The organism is Hanstruepera marina, assembly GCF_019880635.1.
GTDB classification, from domain to species: Bacteria; Bacteroidota; Bacteroidia; order Flavobacteriales; family Flavobacteriaceae; genus Hanstruepera; species Hanstruepera marina.
The window spans coordinates 192,704-211,335 of the sequence record NZ_JAINVX010000001.1 but is presented as its reverse complement, the minus strand read 5'-3'; the positions used below and the strand labels follow the sequence as shown (position 1 = coordinate 211,335).

Sequence of the window (18,632 nt, the reverse complement as noted above, 5' to 3'; positions counted from 1 at the left end):
CTTATGATTTATTTTTAATTAATTTTGTTTGCAACATGAGCGACAAAAAGAAAAAACCAAAAAAATTCACAAAAAAACTACTCAATAAATACCGTTTGGTTATACTAAACGAAGATACTTTTGAGGAGCGCCTGTCATTCAGATTAACTCGACTTAACGTTTTTGTGTTAATCTCGTTATCGTCAATTTTTTTGGTTGTGGCTACGATTATTCTCATTGCTTTTACCTCGCTACGGGAATACATTCCTGGATACTCATCAACCGAGCTTAAAAAACAAGCTACAGAGTTGAATTATAAAACAGACTCATTAATGCAGGTTATAGCCGTTAACGAGCAGTACTATTCATCCATCAAAAAGGTGCTTTATGGTGAAGTGAGTTCTGTAGACTTTAATCGAGACTCTATTATTGAAGCCACAAAAAGTGAAGTGGATCAACAAGATTTAATACCAAACAAAGCCGATTCACTTTTGCGTGAAAAAGTAAAAAAGGAAGATAAATACAACTTGTTTGATTCAGCCAAATTAAACACAAGCTTTGTATTGTTTCCACCTGTAACCGGAACCATATCGCAAGACTACAATATTAAAGAAAAGCATTTTGCAGTAGATATTATAACCGAAAAAGGAACACCAGTAAAGGCAACGGCCGATGGTACGGTTATTTTTGCGGAATGGACAACAGAAGCGGGTTATGTAATAATTATAGAGCATAGCAAAGGCTTAATTTCGGTTTATAAGCATAATAGTTTATTAACAAAAACTCAAGGTGATTTGGTTAAATCTGGAGAAGTTATTGCAACAACAGGAAATACAGGAGACTTAACAACTGGGCCACATTTGCATTTTGAGCTTTGGAGTGATGGCTACCCTATTAATCCAACTAATTTTATAGATTTTAATTAATGGCTACAATAAAATCAGTTTTAGCAAAGCTTTTTGCTAAATGGGTTTATATAAAAACTCAAAATTGGGTTAATAATCCTGTAGAAACTCAAGAGAAAGTATTTCAGGATCTCATATCGACTGCTGCAGCCACAGAATTTGGAAAAGACCATGATTTTTTAAGCGTTAACAATCATGCCGATTTTATAAAACGTGTACCGGTTAGAGATTATGAAGGCTTAAAACCTTATGTTGATAGAGTTGTCCAAGGCGAAGAAGATATTTTGTGGAAAGGCAAGCCTATTTATTTTGCAAAGACTTCAGGGACTACTTCGGGCTCTAAATATATTCCAATAACCAAAGAGAGCATGCCAACTCATGTTGAGGCTGCAAGAAATGCCATTCTATTATACATCCATGAAACAGGTAATGCCAAATTTGTAGATGGAAAAATGATTTTCCTTCAAGGTAGCCCCATTCTGGAAAACAAGAATGGCGTCCAATTAGGAAGACTATCAGGTATTGTGGCGCATTATGTGCCAAAGTATCTTCAACAAAACAGGATGCCTTCATGGGATACAAATTGTATTGAAGATTGGGAAACGAAAGTAAATGCTATTGTAGAAGAAACCCTGCCGGAAAACATGACGGTAATTTCTGGAATTCCATCTTGGGTTCAAATGTATTTTGAAAAGATTCAAGAAAAAACAGGCAAAAAGGTCGGCGATGTTTTTAAAAACTTCAATCTGTTTATTTTCGGAGGCGTAAATTACGAACCCTATCGTTCTAAATTTGAAAACCTTATTGGTAGACCGGTTGATAGCATAGAGCTGTTTCCTGCAAGCGAAGGGTTTTTTGCTTTCCAAGATAAACAAAGCGAGAAAGGCATGTTGCTACAGCTTAATTCGGGTATTTTTTATGAATTTATAAAAGCTGAAGACTTTTACAACGATAACCCTAAACGATATACTGTTAAAGATGTTCAGTTAGATATCAACTATGTAATGATTATTTCTACCAATGCAGGGCTTTGGGCTTATAATCTTGGTGATACAGTAATATTTACTTCTATTAAGCCCTATCGTGTAATTGTATCGGGAAGGATTAAACATTATATTTCTGCTTTTGGCGAACATGTAATTGGAAAAGAAGTAGAGCAAGCCTTACAAGAAGGGTTAACGAATTCAAAAGTTCAGGTTTCAGAGTTTACAGTTGCGCCACAAATAAATCCATCAAACGGATTACCCTATCATGAATGGTTTATAGAATTTGAGGCTGAAGTAGATGATTTATCAGAAATTTCAAAACAAATAGACGAATCGCTACAGCGTCAAAACACCTATTATTTTGATTTGATTAATGGGCAAGTATTAAGACCATTGGTTATTACTAAAGTGAAGAAAAATGGTTTTCAAGAATACATGAAGTCTATAGGGAAATTAGGAGGACAAAATAAATTACCAAGACTATCAAATGATCGTAAAATAGCTGATGCGCTAAACGATTTAAAATTGACTAAATAATAGTATCTTTGGAGTCCAAATTTAATATATGAGTAGTAAAAAACATCATGCGAGAACAAGAGCTCAAGAGAGCTCGAATGCGATTGAAAGAATGTATATTACTATGAGACACTTATTTAATCGAGGCTTTTACAAGCCCATGGGAGTCTCAGGAGAAACACTTCGCGAAGCCTTATTATTATTGCGCCCAGAAATTTATGGTTCCATAGGTGATGAAAAAGCAGAATTGGATGGGTTACTTTATGTGATTGACAGGTTGCCACAAGGCATAGAAGAATGCCGCTTTATTAACCTCACTAGTGATGAAGGTTATGCCAACTCTCATTTTAAACCAATTATCCCACCAAAGAGGAGGCGTAATTGCTACCGTATAGATGAGGAACAAATGAATATTGAAATCACTCGTGGACGATCAGAGATATATGATATTTTAACACATTTAACCTTCCTGTTTGTAGAGTCACATAAAATTTCAAAACGCGTATTAATTGATGAAAAAGGCAATACAACTCGCGATTGGATAAAATTAGAGGAAGCTGTTTTAACCAAAAAGAAATTAACCCAAAACGAACGAGAAGTTGCTATTACGCATACAGCAAACATTTTGGGCAGGACATTTAATGAGTTAAGTTCAGTTTATGGACATTTTAAAACTCCAAATCAACCAGAACGCTTACTTCATTTGGTTTATTGGTTAGGAAAATTAGCTATAGAAGAAGTTATAAACAACAATAAACGAACCGTAACATTTAGTCCGGTTTTACGAGAGCGACTTGGGCATCATATTCATGGTGAAATCTGGTCAGACAACATAAAGAGCATATTACAGAAAAAAGGCCTTTTAGAGCGGCCAATACATATTATTAGTGCCAACATGCACAGTGTAATGAATACTCTGTTTGCGCCTACCGCTTTAAAGAGTATGTTATCTAAAAAATCAATTTTTCAAGTTTATGAGGAATTGAGCAAAAAAGAAAATGAAGCATTGCGCAATAAAGTGACAAAAGAAGCGTTGCAAAAAGGCATGATATATATTCAAGACACATCAGGAACCAATATAGATGTTCAAATTTTTGATACTGAACAATTAGATATTTCTTTGTGTGATTTAGGGCTAGAAGGGCAAGCAAAGCCTTCAAAAAGCCCTATTATATTTGTTATGGATTATGCCTTTGGAGAGCAAGCTTATGAGACTATAGATGAGTTGCTTAAGCCGTTTTCAATACAAGGAGAACGCACGTGTTTAAATGTAGAGTCAATTTCCATAATGGGTAAGGCTGGTATTTTAGAAGGGGGCAAGGGTGATATTATGATTCCTTCCGCTCATATTTTTGAAGGCACAGCTGACAATTATCCATTTGAAAACGAACTCTGTAAATCAGATTTAGAAGGAAATGGAGTTGATGTTTTTGAAGGTACCATGATTACGGTTTTAGGAACTTCATTACAGAATAAAGATATTTTAAAGTTTTTCCATAATTCAACCTGGAATGTTATTGGTTTGGAAATGGAAGGCGCACATTACCAAAAAGCTGTTCAGGCAGCATCAAGAGTTAGAAAAACAATAAACCCAAACGTGAAAGTCCGTTACGCATATTATGCAAGCGACAACCCACTGGAAACCGGAAGTACTTTGGCATCAGGCGGATTGGGAACATCAGGAGTAAAACCTACCTATTTAATAACTAGAAAAATATTGCAACAAATATTCAATAACTAACAACTATTATGAGCAAAAGCATCAATAAAAACGAAAACATCAATAATTCAGAAGAAATAGATTTAGTGGTTATTTTTAATTTTATTGGAAGAGCATTTAATAACCTATTCAATTTTATTAAAGATGTATTTAGATCTATTTTTTCTATTGTCATTTATGCTATAAAAGCAATTATAGATAATTTTAAAATAATTCTTGCAACTATTGTTTTGGCCGCAGTGATAGGGTTTGCCCTACAGAAATATAGCCCTAATGTTTACACGTCTTCAATGTTAGTTAGACCTTATTTTGATTCTAAATATGAGCTTATAAATAAAATTGGTTATTACAATGCGCTTATTGGCAATGGTAATTATGAATCCCTTGCCGAGGTTTTTGATATTGATTTAGAAGAGGCAAAGGAAATAATTGCGTTTGAAGTTGAGTCCGGACCTGAAACTGAAAATGACAAAATTGTCCAATATGATAATTTTATTAAATCTATTGATAGTGTTCGAGCTCAAGAAATTAGCTTTGAAGACTATGTAGAAAATAGAAGTATTTACAGCGGAGATTTATTTCAAATAAGCGTGTTTTCAATTAAAAATAATATTTTCAAGGATATTGAAGAGGGATTAAGTAATTCATTTTCTAATAAATATTCATCTAAAAAGATGAAAAAAAGAGATTCGTTGATCACTATTCAGAAAAAAAATATTCTAGAACAATTATCGCAAGTAGATTCACTTCAAAAAATATATATTAGGGTTTTAGAGGAGGAATCTAAATCCAAACCAACAGAAATCACCCTAGGAGGTGAAGGCTTTTCTTTAAGTAATGATAAGAGTAATACAAGAGAGTATGAGTTGTTAAATAAAGAAATTGAATTAAGAAATGAATTAAAAAGCCTAGATGAAAAGAAAGTTGATGAGGATGTGGTTTTTGATGTTATTTCTGGCTTTCAAGAAGTTGGAACAAAACATGAAGAATGGTATCAAAAGTATATGCTAATGTTTCCAATCCTTGCGTTTGTATTATTATGCCTGATTTATTTAACTAACAAGATAGTTCAGTATGCTAAAGACTATGAGTCATAAAAAAATCCTAATTACAGGAGGGGCAGGATTTATTGGATCTCATGTAGTAAGGTTATTTGTTGAAAAATACCCTAACTCCCATATTTTTAATTTAGATGCCTTAACATATGCAGGTAATTTAGAAAACTTAAAAGACATTCAAGAGAAACCTAATTACACATTTATAAAAGCTGACATTGTAAATGAAAAGGTTATTAATTCTCTTTTTGAAGAGCACAGGTTTGAAGGAGTCATTCATTTAGCAGCAGAATCGCATGTTGATCGTTCAATAAAAGATCCATTGGCTTTTGTAAAAACAAATGTTATTGGGACAATGAACTTACTTAATGCTTTTAAGAAAACGTGGGAAGGCAATTTTTCAGGAAAACGTTTTTATCATATTAGTACAGATGAGGTTTATGGTACATTGGGAGAAGAAGGACTTTTTACTGAAACCACTCCTTACGATCCAAACTCACCTTATTCCGCCTCAAAAGCCAGTTCAGACCATTTTGTAAGAGCTTATGGAGAAACATATAAAATTCCATATGTTATCACAAATTGCTCAAACAACTATGGTCAAAATCAATTTCCAGAAAAACTAATTCCACTATTTATAAACAACATACTAAATAAAAAACCATTGCCTGTCTATGGTGATGGGAATTATACTAGAGATTGGTTATATGTTATTGATCATGCCAGAGCAATAGATTTAGTATTTCACAAAGGAGAAAATGCAGAAACTTATAACATTGGTGGGTTTAATGAGTGGAAAAACATAGATTTAGTTAAACTTCTTTGTGAGCAAATGGATAAAAAATTAAATCAAGAAACAGGGGCTTCGGAAGCATTAATAACCTATGTAAAAGACAGACCAGGTCACGATTTGAGATATGCCATAGATGCAAGAAAAATTAAAAATGAACTAGGTTGGAAACCCTCTGTAACATTTGAAGAAGGGTTATCAAGAACAATAGATTGGTATTTAGATAACGAAGAATGGCTACAAAATGTAACTAGTGGTACTTATCAAGAATATTATCAAAAGCAATATAGTTAAAACATGAAAGGAATTATTCTTGCGGGAGGATCGGGAACCCGGTTACATCCATTAACTTTGTCAGTGAGCAAGCAGCTCATGCCTGTGTATGACAAGCCCATGATATACTATCCGCTTTCTACTTTAATGTATGCAGGTATTCATGAAATACTAATTATTTCGACACCAAAAGATTTACCGCTATTTAAACACTTGTTGGGAGATGGGCAAAAATTTGGCTGTAGGTTTGAGTATGCCATACAAGAAGAACCAAATGGCTTGGCCGAAGCGTTTATAATTGGAGCAGATTTTATTAAAGATGATAAAGTAGCTCTAATTTTAGGAGACAACATTTTTTATGGTTCAGGGTTATCATCCCTTTTGCAAAGCAATAACAATCCTGTTGGAGGTATTATATATGCTTACAGAGTTCAAGACCCAGAACGATATGGAGTTGTAGATTTTGATGAAAATGGACAAGTTATTTCAATTGAAGAAAAACCTCAAAACCCAAAATCAAACTTCGCGGTACCTGGCATTTATTTTTATGATAATTCTGTTGTTGAAATTGCCAAAAACATTAAGCCAAGCCATAGAGGTGAATTAGAGATTACAGATGTTAATAAAGTTTATCTAAACCAAGGAAACTTAAGTGTAAGCATTCTAGATCGAGGAACGGCCTGGTTAGATACAGGAACATTTAACTCTTTAATGCAGGCGGCGCAATTTGTTGAGGTTATTGAAGAGCGCCAAGGTTTAAAGATCGGATCAATAGAAGCAGCAGCTTACGAAATGGGGTATATAACAGAAGAGCAGTTTATTGACCTGGCTAAACCCTTATTAAAAAGTGGTTATGGTAAGAATCTTTTAGGAATGCTTAACAATAAAAAATGAACGTAGTAGAAACAAAATTAAAAGACTGTTTTATTATTGAACCAAAAGTTCATGAAGATGCACGCGGTTATTTTTTTGAAACCTTTAATCTAAAAACATTCCATTACAAAACGGGGTTTAACGTTAATTTTGTTCAAGATAATGAAACATATTCTTCAAAAGGTGTATTAAGAGGGTTACACTTTCAAAAAGGCAAACACGCTCAAGCTAAACTTGTCCGTGTTATTAAAGGACAGGTTTTGGACGTAGCTGTAGATTTAAGACCAAATTCTCAAACTTTTGGGCAATATGAAGCGGTAGAATTATCAGGTGAGAACAAGAAACAGTTTTTTGTTCCCCGTGGATTTGCCCATGGATTTGTTGTTTTAAGTGAAATTGCACTTTTTGCTTATAAATGTGATAATTTTTACAACAAAGAATCAGAAGGAGGTATAATTTACAACGATACGAGCTTAAATATTAACTGGCAGTTACCCGAAGATCAATTACTGCTGTCTGAAAAAGATAAAGTATTACCATCACTAGAATCATTTTTAAATGAATAAAAAGATATTGGTTACTGGATCTGATGGTCAGTTAGGTAAAAGCATTCAAAAACTAGTTGAAGAAAATAAATATAACCTAGACTTTGTATTTGCCAACAAAGATTTACTGGATATCACAAAAGAAAAAGAATTAGAAGTTTTTTTTAAAGAAAACACTTTCGATTATTGTATAAATTGCGCAGCCTATACAGCCGTTGATAAAGCTGAAGAAGAAGAAGAAAAAGCTTTTTTAATTAATGCCGAGTCAGTTAGGCTTTTAGCCATAAATTGTAAGGAGCATAACACAATACTAGTTCATGTTTCAACAGACTTTGTTTTTGATGGATTAAAAAAAGAACCTTATATAGAAACCGACGCTGTTAACCCAATAAACGTTTATGGTGCCTCAAAGCTTCTGGGAGAGAAATTTGCACAAGATATTCTAGATAAATACTACATTATTAGAACCTCTTGGGTGTATTCTGAATTTGGAAACAATTTTGTAAAGACTATGTTGCGTCTATCAAAAGAAACAAATAAAATTACTGTTGTTGACGATCAGGTAGGATGTCCAACCTATGCTCTTGATTTGGCTCAAGCTATTCTTGAAATTATTAAAAGCGATCCACAAAAGTTTGGCATTTATCATTTCAGTAATTCTGGGAGTATTAGTTGGTTCGAGTTTGCAAAAGCTATTATTCAAGAAATTAAGTCAGAATGCCAAGTAAAACCAATACCTTCAGACGCATACCCCGTTAAGGCTAAAAGGCCCTCATACAGTGTTTTAGATAAGGAAAAAACAATAAAATGTCTAAATTTAAGAATCAGTGATTGGAAAGAAAGGCTTAATGATTTAGTTTCTATATTAGATTAACAAACCATATATCTTTCAAGTTCTTGAATGTAAGTCATAAATGACTTATGTTTGCCAACTGATTTTAAAATTAATAATACTTGAGACCACAATAAATTTATAATATGCAAAAAAAAGTAGCTCTAATTACAGGTGTAACAGGACAGGACGGAGCTTATTTAAGTGAATTCTTGTTAAAAAAAGGGTATGAAGTCCATGGTGTTAAAAGAAGGTCTTCATTATTTAACACGGATAGGATAGACCACCTTTATCAAGACCCTCATGTTGAAAATCAAAACTTTTTTCTTCATTATGGTGATTTAACGGATAGTACAAACCTTATTAGAATTGTTCAGGAAGTACAGCCAGATGAGATATATAACCTTGCGGCTATGAGTCATGTGCATGTATCTTTTGAAACACCAGAATATACAGCCAATGCAGACGGAATAGGAACATTAAGAATACTTGAAGCTGTTAGAATGTTGGGCCTTGAAAATAAAACAAGAATTTACCAAGCATCAACATCTGAATTATACGGAAAAGTACAAGAGGTGCCTCAAACAGAAACAACACCTTTCTACCCTAGAAGCCCATATGCAGTAGCAAAAATGTATGCCTATTGGATCACAGTAAACTATCGTGAAGCTTATGGTATGTATGCTTGTAATGGAATTTTATTTAATCACGAATCTCCAATTCGAGGAGAAACATTTGTTACTAGAAAAATAACAAGAGCTACATCAAGAATAGCATTAGGTTTACAAGATAAAATGTATTTAGGAAATCTTGATGCAAAGAGAGATTGGGGACATGCTAAAGATTATGTCAGAATGATGTGGATGATTCTTCAAGCTGATCAAGCAGAAGATTGGGTAATAGCAACAGGTAAGACAACATCAGTAAGGGACTTTGTAAGAATGTGTTTTAAGCATATTGGTGTAGAATTAGAGTTTAAAGGTGAAGGTTCTAACGAAAAAGGATTTGTAAAGTCTTGCACTAATCCTGATTTCAACCTTGAAATAGGTAAAGAAATAGTATCAGTAGATGAAAAATATTACAGACCAACAGAAGTTGATTTACTGATTGGAGATGCTACTAAAGCTAAAGAAAAATTAGGATGGGTTCCTAAATATGATCTTCAAAATTTAGTTGATGATATGATGTCTAGTGACTTAAAACTAATGCAAAAACAACAATATTTGCAAGATGGAGGTTACAGAATCAATAACTACTTTGAATAAAAAGCAGTTATGAAAAAAGATTCTAAAATATATGTGGCTGGACATCGAGGTTTGGTAGGCAGTGCTATTGTTGAAAACCTAAAAAGTAAAGGTTATACAAACTTAATTACTAGAACACATTCTGAATTAGATTTAACCAATCAAGTTGCTGTTGAAACCTTTTTTAATAACGAAAAACCAGAGTTTGTTTTTTTAGCTGCAGCCAAAGTGGGGGGTATTGTTGCTAATAGTGTGTACAGAGCCGATTTTATTTACGCAAACATGATGATTCAAAACAATGTTATTCATCAAAGTTATCTTAATGGCGTGTCAAAATTGTTGTTTTTAGGAAGTACCTGTATTTATCCTAAAAACGCTCCACAACCAATGAAAGAGGAGTATTTATTGACAGATACTTTAGAATATACAAATGAGCCTTATGCTATTGCAAAAATAGCTGGAATAAAAACCTGTGAAAGTTACAATCTTCAATATGGTACAAATTTTATTTCGGTTATGCCAACCAATCTTTATGGTCCTAACGATAATTTCGATTTAGAAAAATCACATGTTTTACCAGCATTAATTAGAAAAATATATTTAGCAAAAGCGCTAAATGAAAACAATTTAGATGCTGTTATTAGTGATACTGGTTTTGATACTATTGAAGAAGCAAAAACATACCTTTCCAAATTTGGAGTATCAGAAAACAGTGTAGAAATTTGGGGAACAGGAGCTCCAAAACGTGAATTTTTATGGTCCAAAGATATGGCAGATGCTTGTGTTTTTATTATGGAAAACAGAGAGTTTTCAGACACGTATTCCGAAAATGATAGCGAAATTAAAAATACCCATATCAACATAGGTACAGGAAAAGAAGTTTCTATTAAAGAATTAGCTAAAACCATAAAAAACACTATAGGATTTAAAGGAGACTTGGTATTTAATACTGATAAACCTGACGGAACCATGAGAAAATTAACAGATGTTTCTAAACTGAACAATTTAGGTTGGAAACACTCAGTTGAATTAGAAGACGGAATTAAAAAAGTATACGATTGGTATGTTAATAAATGAAAACCTAAAAACAGCCATCAAAGCCTCATTAGAGGCAGGAAAAGTAATCATGCAAGTATATGATACAGCTTTTGATGTAGAAATAAAAGATGATAAATCACCTTTAACAGAGGCTGATAAGAAAGCTAATGATGTTATTAATTCGTACCTGATTCCTACGGAAATTCCAATTATTTCTGAAGAAAACAAGCAAACGGATTACGCTGTTAGAAAAACATGGGAAACGTGTTGGGTTGTCGATCCAGTAGATGGTACCAAAGAGTTTATAAAGCGCAACGGAGAGTTTACCGTAAACATTGCTTTAGTAACCAATGGGGAACCAGTTTTAGGTGTTATCTATGTACCAGTAATTAAGACTATATATTTTGCCAATGTTAAAAATAACGAAGCATTTAAAGCAAATTTAGAGTCTCATGATACAGCAGTCGGGTCTATATTTCAACTAGCACAACCAATACAACCAAAGACATATAATTCAGACAAGGTTGAGGTAGTAGGTAGTCGTTCTCATATGAATCAAGAAACATTAGATTTTGTAGAAAACTTAAAGGCGGAGGGTAAAGAAGTTCAAATTGTATCAAAAGGAAGCTCTTTAAAGTTCTGTCTGGTAGCTGAAGGGAATGCCGATGTTTATCCTCGTTATGCGCCTACAATGGAATGGGATACAGCAGCAGGACAAGCTATATGTAACGCCGTGGGCTTAAAGGTTATTTCAAAAGAAACGAATAAACCATTAGCCTATAATAAACAAAATCTATTAAACAGCTATTTTTTAGTCAGTAAGTAAATGGCAGACGTATCTTATAAGAGACATATAGCCAAAACAATTACTTGGAGAGTTGTTGGAACAATAGACACAATAATTCTTTCTTGGATAATTACAGGAGACCCTTTAGCTGGTCTTAAAATAGGTTTTGCAGAAGTAACTACTAAATCAGTATTATATTACTTGCATGAGCGTGTTTGGTACAAAATCAACTTATCAAAAGATGGTGTTCTCCTTGAAAGTAGAAAAAGACATATTGCAAAAACAATTACATGGCGTTTTATAGGTACTTTAGACACAATGACGTTAGCATGGATAATTTCAGGAAATCCACTCGCGGCATTGCAAATAGGTTTTGCTGAAGTGATTACCAAAATGATATTGTATTATTTTCATGAGCGCACTTGGTATAAAATTAACTTTGGTTTAAGTAAAAGAAATAACGAATAAGATGGAAGAGAACATTATTCCACACGATTATCAAATCTCTTTTGATGATAGACGAAGGTTAAATGGGCATAACTCTTTTTTATTATGGTTTACAGGACTTTCAGGTTCTGGGAAATCCACAATTGCAAATGTTGTTGAACAAAAATTATTTCTGCTAGGTATAAAAACCTACACACTAGATGGCGACAACATCAGAAAAGGAATTAATAAAGACTTAACCTTTGCTCCAGAAGATAGAACTGAAAATATCCGTAGAATTGCAGAAGTGGCTAATTTAATGGTTGATGCTGGTTTAGTGACACTTGCAGCTTTTGTTTCGCCTTACAAAAAAGACCGAGAGAACATTAGAAGTATCGTTAAAGATGTTAACTTTGTTGAGATATTTGTGAATACTAGCGTGGAAGAGTGTGAAAGACGCGATGTAAAAGGGCTCTATAAAAAAGCACGCGCTGGAGAAATAAAAAACATGACAGGGGTTTCAGCGCCTTATGAAGCACCAGAAAACCCTAATATTGAGATAAAAACAGAAAGCGAATCGGTTGAAGCTGCAGCACAACGAATCGTAGATTATATTACACCAAAATTGTCAAAGCAACAATGAGTAAGTACTATTTAAACTATTTAGATGAATTAGAGAGTGAAGCAATTTTTGTTTTACGCGAAGTGTGGGCACAATTTGAAAACCCAGTAATTTTATTTTCAGGAGGAAAAGATTCAATCTTGGTAACGCATTTAGCGAAAAAAGCATTTTACCCTGCTAAAATACCATTTCCATTAATGCATGTTGATACTGGTCATAATTTCCCAGAGACTATTCAGTTTAGAGATGATATTATTAAAGAATTAGGAGCACAACTTATTGTTGGTTCTGTACAAGAATCTATAGATGAAGGTCGTGTTGCCGAAGAAAAAGGAAAAAACGCTACGCGTAATGCACTTCAAATTACAACACTACTTGATGCTATAGAGGCAAATAAGATAGATTGTGCTATAGGAGGTGGACGTCGTGACGAAGAAAAAGCAAGAGCCAAAGAGCGTTTCTTCTCTCATAGAGATGATTTTGGACAATGGGATCCTAAAAACCAAAGACCAGAACTGTGGAATATTTTCAACGGAAAGCACTTTGAAGGCGAGCACTTTAGAGCATTCCCAATAAGTAACTGGACAGAAATGGATGTTTGGAACTATATAAAACGCGAAAATATTGCAATTCCATCATTATACTTTGCACATGAACGCGAAGTAGTTTGGAGACAAGACTCTTGGATTCCTAACTCTGAATTTTTAGTGTTAGAAGACCATGAAGAAGTAGTGACTAAAAAGATACGTTTTAGAACGTTAGGTGATATTACTATTACTGGTGGTGTAGAATCTGATGCTGATACATTAGAGAAAATTGCTGCAGAAGTTGCTGGTATGCGTAATACAGAGCGAGGAAACAGAAGTGATGATAAGCGATCAGAATCTGCTATGGAAGATCGTAAGCGCCAAGGATACTTTTAATCAAAATTAAATAAAAAATTAACTGTCATGCCAAATACAATTTGGCATCTCATAAAAAGATAACATGTTAGACAACAATCAATTATTACGTTTTACAACTGCAGGAAGTGTAGATGATGGAAAAAGTACATTAATAGGGCGTTTGCTATATGATTCTAAATCTATTTTTGAAGACCAACTAGAAGCTATTGAAAACACAAGTAAGAAAAAAGGTCATGAAGGTGTAGATTTAGCACTTTTTACAGATGGTTTAAGAGACGAAAGAGAGCAAGGTATTACTATTGATGTTGCTTACAGATATTTTACAACACCAAAGCGTAAATTTATTATTGCTGATACACCAGGACATATTCAATATACGCGAAACATGGTTACTGGAGCATCAACAGCTAACGTAGCGACTATTCTAATTGATGCACGACATGGTGTGATTGAGCAAACTAAACGTCACGCATTTATAGCGTCGTTATTGCAAATACCACATATTATTGTTTGTGTAAACAAAATGGATTTGGTTGATTTTTCTGAAGAAGTATTTAATAATATTGTTTCTGAATTTGAAGAAGTGTCTTCAAAAATGCTGGTTAAAGATGTTCGTTTTATACCAATGTCAGCGCTTTTAGGAGATAATGTGGTAAACAAATCAGAAAACATGCCTTGGTATCAAGGTGCTCCAATGCTACATACTTTAGAGACTATGCATATTAGTAGTGATATTAATAAAGTAGATGCGCGTTTTCCTGTACAAACTGTAATAAGACCACAACGTGAAGGTTTTATAGATTATAGAGGTTATGCAGGTCGTGTAGCAAGTGGTATTTTAAGAAGAGGTGATGACGTTACCGTAATGCCTTCAGGCTTTACTTCAAAAATAAAAAGCATAAACCTTCATGATAAAGAATTAGAAGAAGCTTATGCACCAATGTCAGTTTCTATTACTTTAGAAGACGATATAGACATTAGTCGTGGTGATATGATTGTGCGTTCTAACAATAAACCAGAGCCTTCTCAAGATATTGAAGTAATGCTTTGTTGGTTAAACAATAGCCCTGCAAAACCAAGATCTAAATATACGATTAAGCATACATCTAATGATCAAAAAGCCATGATTAAGGAAGTGGTTTACAAATATGATATCAATACATTAGAGCGAAACTCTGAAGACAGTGATTTAGCGATGAATGATATTGCTAAAGTTAAAATTCGCACTACAAAGCCTTTAATGATAGATCCCTACAGAGAAAATCGCACAACGGGAAGCATTATTCTCGTAGACGATGCGACCAATGAGACCGTTGCCGCAGGGATGATTGTTTAATATACTGCTTAAGCATGCTATTTAACTCATTAGATTTTGCGATATTTTTTCCGATAGTATTTGTACTATATTGGATAGTTAGTAAAAACCTAACATTAAGAAATAGAAGTTATATATTAGCAAAACATTTATAAAATAAAACCTTATATCATGATTAAAAAAACAATATTATTATTTGCAATACTATTCGCAATAACTTCATGTAAAGATGAGCAGCCAAAAAAAGCAGAGGTAAAACCTCAAAACACTACTAGTGTTGAGAAAAAAGAAGCTCCTAAAAAGCTTGTATTAGAACTAGATGTTGAGATGACTCAACCAGAAGATTTAGTGTTGTTTTCCAATGAAATATTCTTAAACAACGGTCAATTCATGAATTTAAGGGTAATTCAAAAAATAAACAGTAACGAAACATCAAAGCATGTTGTTTTTGAGTTTCCTGAAAATGTGAAACCAGATTTTAATTTAGCACTTTCTTTAGGAAATACAAAAGAGAAGGAGGTAAAGTTGAGCAACATTAAATTTTCTTATGGTGATAAGAATATAAATGTCACTCAAGATGAAATGAACAAATATCTTACATTTAATAGGTTTACTTCATATAACAAGGATACGAATATTATAACAACAAAAAAAGTTGGTGGAAAACTAAATCCTGTTGTCTTTTTGAAAAAGGATCAACTTTTAAAGCTAATCAAGTAAAAATAAATTTTGATAATATTTTACCAAAACAAATAAGAAGCAAGGCATAATAGGAAAAAGTGTTATGAATCCAGTTATTGTATACCAAATGGGAAAAGTGGGTTCTTCTACTCTAAAAAAATCTTTGGAAGAGAATAATATTCCAGCTTTACATATACACAGGTTTTTTTTTACAGATTTAGAGAGACCTATGAAATTAAAACTACTTCCTCATAAACTTAAAAACAGATCAACATTCAATAAGTTTTTAAAAGGTGAAAAAGTAAAAATAATCACTTTTTATAGAGACCCATTATCTAGAAATATTTCATCTTTTTTTCAAAATTTAGATGTTTATTTCAAAAGATCAGAATTAAAAAACCTTGATTATAGTATTTTAGAAGAGAGGTTCAATAAGGCTCACAAAATTCATAATACACCTAACAACTGGTTTGATTTAGAGTTTAATAAGAGACTGGGGATAAATATTTTTAATTTTCCTTTTGAAAAAGAAAAAGGCTATTCTATAATAAACAAAGATAACATTCAAGTTTTTTTATGTGTTACAGACAAAATAAATCATTTAGAAAAAGAATTAGGGGGTTTTCTAGAAATTCAAGATTTTAAGTTAAATAATAGTAATATAGGAGATAAAAAATGGTATAAAGATTTATATAAAGAGTTTAAAAACAAGTATAAACCAACCCACCAAATGTTAGATAAACTATATGATTCAAATATCATAAAGCATTTTTACAATAAGGAGGAAATTTTTGACATGAAAAAACCTTGGTTATAAAAATAAATGTATAAGCTAAAAAAAAAAATAAGCCATTTAAAAAATGATTTTGATTTTATTGAACTTATAAAAGGAAGCCTCACTTCTTTTTTAGGTAAAATACTTGGAATGACTTTTGGCTACATTGCCGGAATTTTTATTGCAAATAAATATGGAGCGGAAGAGTTAGGGATATACTCATTATGCTTAACAGTTTTAAGTTTAGTGGTTCTCATACCTAAATTTGGGTTTGATAACTCATTAATAAAAATTCTTAATGAGGTTCTTATAAAGGGAAATAAAACAAATTTTATTTCAGTGCTAAAGAGAACATCAGTATTTTCGTTGGGTTTGGCAATCCTAGCTTCTATCATATTATATTTTAGTTCTGGTTATATCTCTACTCATATTTTTAAGAATGTTAATTTAACTAACCCTTTAATTGCTACATCTTTTGCAATTGTGCCTACGACACTACTTGTTATTGCTAGTGGAACTTACCAAGCTTTAAAAAAAACCTTCCAGCACATGCTATTTAAGACGGCATTGATAAATGTTGTTTTTGTTGGATTTTTAGTTTTAAACTATTTTTTGCTTGACAGTTATGGCGAAATCATGATGCTTTATTGTGGAGCCTCGTATATTACTTTAATTATTGCTGTATTTTTTGTTTTCACTAGTTTAAAAAAGATACCGTTTAAAAAAGGACGTCTATTTAACTATAAAAATTGGGATATATTTAATATATCTTATCCTATGTTGTTCTCTAATTCATTTGCGTTGTTATTAGGGTGGGTCAATGTTTTGCTTTTAGGGTATTTTATAAGTGAGTTTGGTGTAGGTATATATGATTCGGCTGAAAAGTTAGCCGCATTGTCAAACCTTGCATTAATAGCGGTAAATTCTATCGCAGCTCCTAAATTTGCTGAAGCCCATTCAAAGGACAATATTCATGAACTAAAAGCTGTTATGCAAAAATCTACAAAAATGATTTTTTTCATTACAGCCCCGCTTTTACTTATTTTAATAGTTTTTGGCAAACCTGTATTAGGCCTGTATGGATCAGAATTTATTGTGGGCTATTGGTGTTTGGTTTTTTTGTGTTTAGGAAGATTTATTAGTTCTATTTCTGGCTCTGTTGGTTATTTGCTACAAATGACGGGACAACAAAAAACTTTTCAAAATGTTGTGTTTTTAGCATTTATCATTAATTTGATATTAAGTTTAATTTTAATTCCTAGATTTGGCATATTAGGTGCTGCGGTTTCAAAATGTATAGCTATAGTTTTTTGGAATGTTACATTAGTTATAATTATTAAAAAACGTTTAGGGTTCTGGACCTTTTACATTCCTTTTATTGTTAAATAGAAAAAAATGAAGTCACCTATTTTTATTTTTTCATTACCTAGGTCTGGTTCCACATTGTTACAAAGGGTATTAATGACAGATTCTGAAATTTGTAGTGTTGCAGAGCCTTGGGTGCTTTTACCGCAAATATACATGTTAAAAAAACAAGGAACTATTTCTGAATTTTCAAGTTTAACAGCATACCAAGCCATTACGGACTTCATTAAGAATTTACCTAATAAAGATATAGATTATAATGACTCTTTAAGAGCTTTCATTTTAGATTTATATAGCAAACAATGTAAAAATGGTGAAAGATATTTTTTAGACAAAACACCAAGATATTATTTAATTATTGATGAAATAATAGCACTATTTCCTGACGCAAAGTTTATTTTTTTATTTAGGAACCCATTGCATGTTTACGCTTCAATAATAGACACTTGGGGAAACAAAAGGCTTAATAAGATTCATAGAAACAATAGGGATTTAATAAAAGGGTTTAGTGCTTTGAGTGATGGCTATAAAAAACATGAAGATATAAGCATATGTATTAAATATGAAGAGTTTGTTTCCAACCCAGAAAAAGAGCTTGATAAAATTTCTAGATATTTAAACTTGAAACTTGAAACTAGCAGCTTAATTAATTTTAGCAAACAAAACACCAAAGGTGAACTAGGTGACCCTACAGGGACAAAATTTTATACTAATATTTCTAAAGAAGGTTTATACAAATGGAAAAGAACCTTAAATTCCATTTATAGAAAAAAATTAGTTCTTAACGTTTTTAAACATATTGATACTGAAGACTTTGAAATACAAGGTTTTAACAAGCATGAGCTAATACTAGATTTAAAATCAATTGATAATAAGAACAACAAACTTTTTCTTATTGATGTTGTTGATTTTTTCAAAAGCTATTTAATTGCAACTTTTAAGCTAAACTTGTTGTTTATAAAGGATTACAAGTGGTTTAAAAATCGATTTATTTCATAGA

Annotated in this window: 19 protein-coding genes; all 19 read left to right on the top strand. The window is 32.5% G+C overall.

Features of this window, described 5'->3' with window-relative positions:
• The first annotated feature begins 35 nt into the window (after positions 1-35).
• The 19 genes from K7G76_RS00970 (at position 36) to K7G76_RS00880 (ending at position 18,631) form a co-directional block, all read left to right on the top strand.
• Positions 36-905, top strand: coding sequence for a M23 family metallopeptidase (locus K7G76_RS00970; RefSeq protein ID WP_223032336.1), 870 nt, complete (start codon positions 36-38; stop codon positions 903-905).
• On the top strand, positions 905-2,407 hold the full coding sequence (locus K7G76_RS00965) for a GH3 family domain-containing protein (protein WP_223032335.1): 1,503 nt from the start codon (positions 905-907) through the stop codon (positions 2,405-2,407). Before K7G76_RS00970 ends, K7G76_RS00965 begins: the two co-directional genes overlap by 1 nt.
• A 28-nt stretch (positions 2,408-2,435) precedes the next feature.
• Positions 2,436-4,127: a DUF6909 family protein gene (locus K7G76_RS00960; protein WP_223032334.1), complete on the top strand. Its 1,692-nt coding sequence runs from the start codon at positions 2,436-2,438 to the stop codon at positions 4,125-4,127.
• An 8-nt stretch (positions 4,128-4,135) separates the two neighbouring features.
• Complete coding sequence (locus K7G76_RS00955) at positions 4,136-5,203, top strand: hypothetical protein (RefSeq protein WP_223032333.1); 1,068 nt, start codon at positions 4,136-4,138, stop codon at positions 5,201-5,203.
• Positions 5,193-6,245, top strand: coding sequence for a dTDP-glucose 4,6-dehydratase (gene rfbB / locus K7G76_RS00950; RefSeq protein ID WP_223032332.1), 1,053 nt, complete (start codon positions 5,193-5,195; stop codon positions 6,243-6,245). Before K7G76_RS00955 ends, rfbB begins: the two co-directional genes overlap by 11 nt.
• Before the next feature lie 3 nt (positions 6,246-6,248).
• Complete coding sequence (rfbA, locus tag K7G76_RS00945; RefSeq protein WP_223032331.1) at positions 6,249-7,118, top strand: glucose-1-phosphate thymidylyltransferase RfbA; 870 nt, start codon at positions 6,249-6,251, stop codon at positions 7,116-7,118.
• On the top strand, positions 7,115-7,663 hold the full coding sequence (rfbC, locus tag K7G76_RS00940) for a dTDP-4-dehydrorhamnose 3,5-epimerase (protein ID WP_223032330.1): 549 nt from the start codon (positions 7,115-7,117) through the stop codon (positions 7,661-7,663). The genes rfbA and rfbC overlap by 4 nt, the downstream gene beginning before the upstream one ends.
• Entirely contained in the window at positions 7,656-8,516 is an 861-nt protein-coding gene (gene rfbD, locus K7G76_RS00935; protein ID WP_223032329.1) for a dTDP-4-dehydrorhamnose reductase, read from the top strand. Before rfbC ends, rfbD begins: the two co-directional genes overlap by 8 nt.
• Positions 8,517-8,620: 104 nt before the next feature.
• Positions 8,621-9,739, top strand: a complete 1,119-nt coding sequence (gene gmd / locus K7G76_RS00930) for a GDP-mannose 4,6-dehydratase (protein ID WP_223032328.1) — start codon at positions 8,621-8,623, stop codon at positions 9,737-9,739.
• Positions 9,740-9,748: 9 nt separating this feature from the next.
• The gene (locus K7G76_RS00925; RefSeq protein ID WP_223032327.1) at positions 9,749-10,795 is read left to right on the top strand and encodes a GDP-L-fucose synthase family protein; all 1,047 of its coding nucleotides are present in this window, start codon (positions 9,749-9,751) and stop codon (positions 10,793-10,795) included.
• Positions 10,782-11,582: a 3'(2'),5'-bisphosphate nucleotidase CysQ gene (gene cysQ / locus K7G76_RS00920; RefSeq protein WP_255572891.1), complete on the top strand. Its 801-nt coding sequence runs from the start codon at positions 10,782-10,784 to the stop codon at positions 11,580-11,582. Before K7G76_RS00925 ends, cysQ begins: the two co-directional genes overlap by 14 nt.
• Positions 11,583-12,011, top strand: a complete 429-nt coding sequence (locus K7G76_RS00915; protein ID WP_223032326.1) for a DUF2061 domain-containing protein — start codon at positions 11,583-11,585, stop codon at positions 12,009-12,011.
• 1 nt (position 12,012) lies between these two features.
• Positions 12,013-12,612 (top strand): adenylyl-sulfate kinase, encoded by a 600-nt coding sequence (cysC, locus tag K7G76_RS00910; RefSeq protein ID WP_223032325.1) that lies wholly within the window; start codon positions 12,013-12,015, stop codon positions 12,610-12,612.
• A complete protein-coding gene (gene cysD, locus K7G76_RS00905) occupies positions 12,609-13,514 on the top strand; it encodes a sulfate adenylyltransferase subunit CysD (protein ID WP_131506372.1) in 906 nt (301 codons plus the stop codon). Before cysC ends, cysD begins: the two co-directional genes overlap by 4 nt.
• Before the next feature lie 64 nt (positions 13,515-13,578).
• Positions 13,579-14,832 (top strand): sulfate adenylyltransferase subunit CysN, encoded by a 1,254-nt coding sequence (gene cysN, locus K7G76_RS00900; RefSeq protein WP_223032324.1) that lies wholly within the window; start codon positions 13,579-13,581, stop codon positions 14,830-14,832.
• Positions 14,833-14,982: 150 nt separating this feature from the next.
• Positions 14,983-15,531 carry a hypothetical protein gene (locus K7G76_RS00895; protein ID WP_223032323.1) on the top strand — a complete coding sequence of 183 codons (549 nt, stop codon included), beginning with the start codon at positions 14,983-14,985 and terminating at the stop codon, positions 15,529-15,531.
• A gap of 64 nt (positions 15,532-15,595) precedes the next feature.
• Positions 15,596-16,309 (top strand): putative capsular polysaccharide synthesis family protein, encoded by a 714-nt coding sequence (locus K7G76_RS00890; RefSeq protein ID WP_223032322.1) that lies wholly within the window; start codon positions 15,596-15,598, stop codon positions 16,307-16,309.
• 6 nt (positions 16,310-16,315) lie between these two features.
• Positions 16,316-17,656: a flippase gene (locus tag K7G76_RS00885; RefSeq protein ID WP_223032321.1), complete on the top strand. Its 1,341-nt coding sequence runs from the start codon at positions 16,316-16,318 to the stop codon at positions 17,654-17,656.
• Positions 17,657-17,662: 6 nt separating this feature from the next.
• Positions 17,663-18,631, top strand: coding sequence for a sulfotransferase family protein (locus K7G76_RS00880; RefSeq protein WP_223032320.1), 969 nt, complete (start codon positions 17,663-17,665; stop codon positions 18,629-18,631).
• Position 18,632: the final 1 nt, after the last annotated feature.

What these genes read in the sequence shown, in the direction of transcription:
- cysD (WP_131506372.1), top strand. Translation starts at nt 12,609, where the DNA reads ATGAGTAAGTACTATTTAAACTATTTAGATGAATTAGAGAGTGAAGCA.
- K7G76_RS00895 (WP_223032323.1), top strand. Translation starts at nt 14,983, where the DNA reads ATGATTAAAAAAACAATATTATTATTTGCAATACTATTCGCAATAACT.
- K7G76_RS00925 (WP_223032327.1), top strand. Translation starts at nt 9,749, where the DNA reads ATGAAAAAAGATTCTAAAATATATGTGGCTGGACATCGAGGTTTGGTA.
- K7G76_RS00965 (WP_223032335.1), top strand. Translation starts at nt 905, where the DNA reads ATGGCTACAATAAAATCAGTTTTAGCAAAGCTTTTTGCTAAATGGGTT.
- cysQ (WP_255572891.1), top strand. Translation starts at nt 10,782, where the DNA reads ATGTTAATAAATGAAAACCTAAAAACAGCCATCAAAGCCTCATTAGAG.
- rfbD (WP_223032329.1), top strand. Translation starts at nt 7,656, where the DNA reads ATGAATAAAAAGATATTGGTTACTGGATCTGATGGTCAGTTAGGTAAA.
- rfbB (WP_223032332.1), top strand. Translation starts at nt 5,193, where the DNA reads ATGAGTCATAAAAAAATCCTAATTACAGGAGGGGCAGGATTTATTGGA.
- K7G76_RS00960 (WP_223032334.1), top strand. Translation starts at nt 2,436, where the DNA reads ATGAGTAGTAAAAAACATCATGCGAGAACAAGAGCTCAAGAGAGCTCG.
- K7G76_RS00890 (WP_223032322.1), top strand. Translation starts at nt 15,596, where the DNA reads ATGAATCCAGTTATTGTATACCAAATGGGAAAAGTGGGTTCTTCTACT.
- K7G76_RS00955 (WP_223032333.1), top strand. Translation starts at nt 4,136, where the DNA reads ATGAGCAAAAGCATCAATAAAAACGAAAACATCAATAATTCAGAAGAA.
- rfbC (WP_223032330.1), top strand. Translation starts at nt 7,115, where the DNA reads ATGAACGTAGTAGAAACAAAATTAAAAGACTGTTTTATTATTGAACCA.
- gmd (WP_223032328.1), top strand. Translation starts at nt 8,621, where the DNA reads ATGCAAAAAAAAGTAGCTCTAATTACAGGTGTAACAGGACAGGACGGA.
- K7G76_RS00970 (WP_223032336.1), top strand. Translation starts at nt 36, where the DNA reads ATGAGCGACAAAAAGAAAAAACCAAAAAAATTCACAAAAAAACTACTC.
- K7G76_RS00915 (WP_223032326.1), top strand. Translation starts at nt 11,583, where the DNA reads ATGGCAGACGTATCTTATAAGAGACATATAGCCAAAACAATTACTTGG.
- rfbA (WP_223032331.1), top strand. Translation starts at nt 6,249, where the DNA reads ATGAAAGGAATTATTCTTGCGGGAGGATCGGGAACCCGGTTACATCCA.
- K7G76_RS00880 (WP_223032320.1), top strand. Translation starts at nt 17,663, where the DNA reads ATGAAGTCACCTATTTTTATTTTTTCATTACCTAGGTCTGGTTCCACA.
- K7G76_RS00885 (WP_223032321.1), top strand. Translation starts at nt 16,316, where the DNA reads ATGTATAAGCTAAAAAAAAAAATAAGCCATTTAAAAAATGATTTTGAT.
- cysN (WP_223032324.1), top strand. Translation starts at nt 13,579, where the DNA reads ATGTTAGACAACAATCAATTATTACGTTTTACAACTGCAGGAAGTGTA.
- cysC (WP_223032325.1), top strand. Translation starts at nt 12,013, where the DNA reads ATGGAAGAGAACATTATTCCACACGATTATCAAATCTCTTTTGATGAT.